This is a genomic window from Pseudomonas edaphica (assembly GCF_005863185.1).
Classification (GTDB): Bacteria; Pseudomonadota; Gammaproteobacteria; order Pseudomonadales; family Pseudomonadaceae; genus Aquipseudomonas; species Aquipseudomonas edaphica.
On sequence record NZ_VBVZ01000475.1, the window covers coordinates 1 to 4,959 of the forward strand.

Sequence of the window (4,959 nt, forward strand, 5' to 3'; positions counted from 1 at the left end):
GCTCAATGACTATCAGGACAGCTGGCAAGGTTTGCTGCGCGCTGATGGCCAGATTGAGGCGCTGTATGCACAGGTGCGCCTCAAGGGCGTGGCCAAGTTCGACAGCGAGGATGACGTAGAGCGTCGTCTGCAATTGCTGATCAACGCTTATGCGCACCGCACCGATGAAGCCCTGACCCTAGGCAAGGCGCGCCGTGCAGCCGTCACCGATATTGCGCGGACCTTGCGCAATATCCGCAGCGACTACGACAGCCTTGAGCACCAGTTAGCCTTGTTCAACCGCGAGATCAACAAGCGTCAGGTGTCCAACCTGCAAAGCTTCCGCATCGTGCTGGCGCCGAACAAGGAAGCCCTCAAGCATATCGACCAGATCATCCACAGTGCCGGTCAGTATGAAGAAGGCGAAACCCTGTCGGTGTTCGACCTGAGCCAGAGCGCCGAGCAGGACAACAAGAACGAAGAGGCCAAGGAATACCTGGCCCGTCTTGTGGCCGCCAACCATAACCAGTTGGGCCTCAAGGACTTGTTCGAGCTGGCATTTGAAATCACCAAGGTGCATGGCCAGCCGGTGATTCACACCGACATCGACGGCGCGGCGTCCAACGGCACCACCATGACCATCAAGGCGCTGACCAACATGTACTTGTTGCTGCACTTGATGGACCGTGACCAGGCCGGGCGCGTGCGTTTACCGTACTACCTCGATGAGGCAGCGGACATCGATGAGAAGAACCAGGCGGCGTTGCTGGAAACCAGTTTGCAGCTGGGCTTTGTGCCGATTTTGGCCAGTGTGAAGCCGCAGGTGTCCGCCCAAGTGGCGATCGACCTGGAAGGCGGCAGCGGGCCGAATGGTATCTACATTGATGAGGCGGACTGGAAGTACATCCGTCGTCATGATGTGGTGAAGGCGACGGTGAATGTGCAGGCGGATGAGCCGGAGTTGGATGAGGTTTAAGCCACTGCGCTGAAATGTAAAAAGGCCGCGATCTGTATGGATCGCGGCCTTTTTTATGGGCTGGGGTTTTGCAGTGATGTTGAGGGCCTCATCGCGGGCAGGCCCGGCTCCCACAGGAGGTATGCATTCCAATGTGGGAGCCGGGCTTGCCCGCGATGGCCGCGCCGCGGTCTACTTGCCCAATGGAATCTTAGGCGCCCAGGTCAGCCACTCATCCTCAAACTTATCAAACAACGGGAACGTCTGCTGCGGTCGCGCCGCATTGCCCATGCGCTCGCCATCCGGCGTGGCAAAGGCGATACCACCGGCCACCAACGTCTCCAGAGATTCCGTGCGCACCGTCGCCCCCTTGAACAAGCCGAAGTCCAAACCAAACCCACTGCTATTCCAGAAGCGGCTGCCACTGCGCACCAGTGGTGCGTATTTAGGTTCGATCAAAATGTGGATCAGCACCCGGTCGGCGGTCTGGCCCAATTCGTAGCCGGTGACTTTGCCTACAGTGACTTCACGGTAAGTGACGGGCACGCCTTCCTTCAGCGAACCACGGCGTGCGGCGCTGAGGACCAGGCTCAGGCCTTCTTGCTGGTGAACAGCCTCTGGTGGCTTGTCCAAGGCGACGAAGCTCTTTTGCGGCCCGGCGTTTTTCACGGCGGGCTGCACTTCGATGTATTGGCCGGTGACCAGAGTCTCCAGGTTTGCGGTTTTCATCAGGCCCAGCTCAGGCTTGACCACCCAGAACTGGCTGCCGCTGCGCGCGATGCGATCAGCCACTTGGGTGATCCGGGCGCTGAGCAGTACCGACTGCATGTCGGCGCTGAGGTCGACGTTCTCGATCTTGCCCACGTCGAGGCCTTTGAAGCGTACGGGCGTGCCGGGGCGCAGGCCGTCGGCGCGATCAACCTTGATGGTCACCAGGGTCCCGTGCTGGTTGGCCGCGTCGCGATCGGCAAACAGGCGGAAACGCGGGATACGTTTTTTCAACGGTACATTCTGTTCCGGGGTTTCGAAGGCGATACCGCCAGCCATCAGACTGGCCAGGGATTCACTCTTCACCTGGATGCCGCCGGTGAGGCCGCCAGTCAAGGTGACGCCGCTGGCGTTCCAGAAACGCGTTGAACCGTTGACCAGGTTTTCGTATTCCTTCTCGATGTGGACGCCGATCACCAGTTGCTTGTTCTTGCGCGAGAACTGGTAGCTCTGCACCGAACCGACCTTGACCTGTTTGTAGAGGATCGGGCTGCCAACATCCAGGGAGCCTAGGTTGTCGGTGAAGAGCACCATGTGCAGGCCGGGGGAGCGTAGATCCAGTGGGGGCGCCTTGGCGCGGGCGACGTACTCACGTTGCGGTGCGCTGCCTTTGTCGCCGGGGCGGATGGCAATGTAGTTACCTTTTACCAACGCCTCCAGGCCGGTGATGCCGGCCAGGGAAATGGACGGCTTGACCACCCAGAACTGGGTGTCTTGCACCAGGTAGTCTTCGGCGAGCGGGTCGAGGGTCAGCTCGGCATGGGCGCTGGAAAGGTCCGGGTCAATCTTCAGGGTTTTCAGGCTGCCGACCTGGATGCCCTTGTACATGACCGGGGTGCGCCCGGCCTGCAGGCCTTCGAAGTCGGTGAGCTTTACCTTGACCTTGATGCCGGCGGCGGCGGCGTCGAAATCCTCATAAAGACGGAAAGGCAGGCTCGGATCGGTCGGCGGGCTGTCCTTGCGATTTTCAGGGGTGGCGAATGCGATACCGCCGGCGACGATGCTGGACAGCGATTCGCTACGCACTTTTACGCCGGACAGGTTAGCGTCGATGCTGATGCCGCTGGCGTTCCAGAAACGCGTGTGTTTGCGCACCAGGCTGGCGTAAGTCGGCTCGATATAAACCTTGATCTCGACGGTGCTCTGGTCCTCGGACAGCAGGTAGCTTTTGACCTGGCCAACCTGAATCTGTTTGTAGAACACCGGGCTGCCGCGGTTCAGTGAGCCGAGGCGATCGGCTTTAAGGGTCAGGTGCAGGCCAGGCTTGGCGTCAGATAACGGCGGCTCTTCGGAGAGCGCCTTGAATTTGCGCGTGGGCTCGCCATCGCCAGGGCTGGCGGCAATGTAGTTACCCGAGACCAGGGTTTCCAGGCCGGTGATACCGGCGAGGCTGACGCTGGGCTTTACCAGCCAGAAGCGTGTGTTGGTCTTGAGGTATTGCTCGACGTCCTTGTTCATCTCGATGGTGGCGATCACCCCGCGATTGCTGCCTTCGTCATCCAGGGCCAAGGCTTTGACCTTGCCCACCGTCATGCCTTTGTAGACCACTTCGGTTTTGTTGACCTGGATGCCCTCGCCACTTTCAAAGCGCACCTGGATCTCGATGCCCTGTTGGGAATAGGCACGCCATCCCAGCCAGCCGCCGATGATCAGCGCAATCAGGGGAAGCACCCAAATGGCCGACCAGTTAGAGGCCGGGCGGGTTTTAGCTTTAGGCAAATCACTCATGGTCGTCGTCCGACTCCGTGTTATCCCAAATCAGTCGGGGATCAAAAGTTACTGCGGCAAGCATCGTCAAGATCACCACACTGGCGAACGCTGCAGCACCAAGGTTGGCCTCGACACTGGCAAGTCGCCCAAAGTTAACAACCGCCACCAGGATGGCGATCACGAAGATATCCAGCATGGACCAGCGGCCAATGAATTCGATAAAGCGGTACATGATAATGCGTTGTTGTGCGGACAACGGTTGGTGACGTTGCACCGAGAACAGCAATAAGCCAATGCCCACCAGCTTGAACGTCGGCACCAGAATACTGGCGATAAACACCACCGCAGCGATGGGGAACATTCCGTGCTGCACCAGCTGAATCACGCCCGCCATGATCGTACTGGGATCACCCTGGCCGAGAGAGTTGATGGTCATGATTGGCAAAAGATTGGCCGGGATATACAGGATCGCTGCAGTGATCAGCAACGCCCAGGTACGCACAAGGATGTTGGGGCGACGCGCATGGATCAGCGCACCGCAACGGGTGCACAGCTGCTCATCGGTATCCGCCTCTTGCTTGTTCAGCTCGTGGCATTCGGTACAAATCAGAATGCCCGCATCAATCGCCCGCATGATCATCCTCTCCTGAAAGCGCTTGCCAGATCTGGTGGGGCGACATCACCACCTCCAGCAGTACTTGAACCACTAATAGGCTGACGAAGCAGACAAGCCCCAGGCCAATGGTGATGGAGGCCATGTCCGCGAGCTTGACGATCGCGACCAGCACGCCCATCAGGTAAACCTCCAACATTCCCCAATCCTTCAGGTGATGGTAAATGCGGTAAAGCAACAGCCCATAACTGCGGCCGATGTTCCAACGGATACTGACCAACACCGCCAATTGGCAGAGCAGCTTGAGCAGGGGAATGCCCATGCTGCACAGGAACACCACGGCTGCGACACCTTGCATGCCGGTATCGAACAGACCTACCACGCCGCTCCATACGGTGTCCTGCGAAGACTGCCCGAGAAGATTGAGCTGCATGATGGGTAAAAAGTTCGCGGGGATGTACAGCAACAGTGCAGCCAGCACCAAAGCGAGGCTTCGCTCAACCACGTTGTGGCGGTGAGCGTAAAGTTCGTAACCGCAACGTGGGCATTGGGCTTTTTCACCGAGGGCGAGTGCGGGTTTGCGCATCAGCAAGTCGCACTCATGGCATGCCACCAGATCCTCAAGTGGTAACTGCGACACCTCGACGGTATCAACCGGATCGGGCATAGATAGGGCTCGAACTCTAAAAAGGTTAGGTGCCTATTCTAATGGTCTGGTTCAGAAATAACTGTGCAAATTTGTCGGCAGCTTTGGACCGGTTTGGGTTTTCGACCGCCCAAAACAAAACCCCATCTGCTTTCGCAAATGGGGTTTCGGAATTTAATCTTGACGATGACCTACTCTCACATGGGGAAACCCCACACTACCATCGGCGATGCATCGTTTCACTACTGAGTTCGGGATGGGATCAGGTGGTTCCAATGCTCTATGGTC

The 4,959-nt window shown here is 58.3% G+C and carries 3 protein-coding genes, 1 rRNA gene and 1 pseudogene; 1 reads left to right on the forward strand and 4 read right to left on the reverse strand.

Annotated elements, in window-relative coordinates:
• Positions 1 to 955 (forward strand): annotated as a pseudogene (locus FEM54_RS24545) (Mks condensin complex protein MksF); the annotation flags it as partial.
• Between the two features lie 171 nt (positions 956 to 1,126).
• On the opposite strand, the gene FEM54_RS24550 reads toward FEM54_RS24545, so the two are convergent.
• The 4 genes from FEM54_RS24550 to rrf form a co-directional block, all read right to left on the reverse strand.
• The gene (locus FEM54_RS24550) at positions 1,127 to 3,430 is read right to left on the reverse strand and encodes a PqiB family protein (RefSeq protein ID WP_017134538.1); all 2,304 of its coding nucleotides are present in this window, start codon (positions 3,428 to 3,430) and stop codon (positions 1,127 to 1,129) included.
• Positions 3,423 to 4,046: a paraquat-inducible protein A gene (locus tag FEM54_RS24555; protein ID WP_138453442.1), complete on the reverse strand. Its 624-nt coding sequence runs from the start codon at positions 4,044 to 4,046 to the stop codon at positions 3,423 to 3,425. Before FEM54_RS24555 ends, FEM54_RS24550 begins: the two co-directional genes overlap by 8 nt.
• The gene (locus FEM54_RS24560) at positions 4,033 to 4,692 is read right to left on the reverse strand and encodes a paraquat-inducible protein A (protein ID WP_138453443.1); all 660 of its coding nucleotides are present in this window, start codon (positions 4,690 to 4,692) and stop codon (positions 4,033 to 4,035) included. The genes FEM54_RS24555 and FEM54_RS24560 overlap by 14 nt, the downstream gene beginning before the upstream one ends.
• Before the next feature lie 157 nt (positions 4,693 to 4,849).
• A 5S ribosomal RNA gene (rrf, locus tag FEM54_RS24565) occupies positions 4,850 to 4,959 on the reverse strand; the annotation flags it as partial.

Coding starts and splice junctions, on each gene's coding strand:
- FEM54_RS24550 (WP_017134538.1), bottom strand. CDS start 3,430: ATGAGTGATTTGCCTAAAGCTAAAACCCGCCCGGCCTCTAACTGGTCG.
- FEM54_RS24555 (WP_138453442.1), bottom strand. CDS start 4,046: ATGCGGGCGATTGATGCGGGCATTCTGATTTGTACCGAATGCCACGAG.
- FEM54_RS24560 (WP_138453443.1), bottom strand. CDS start 4,692: ATGCCCGATCCGGTTGATACCGTCGAGGTGTCGCAGTTACCACTTGAG.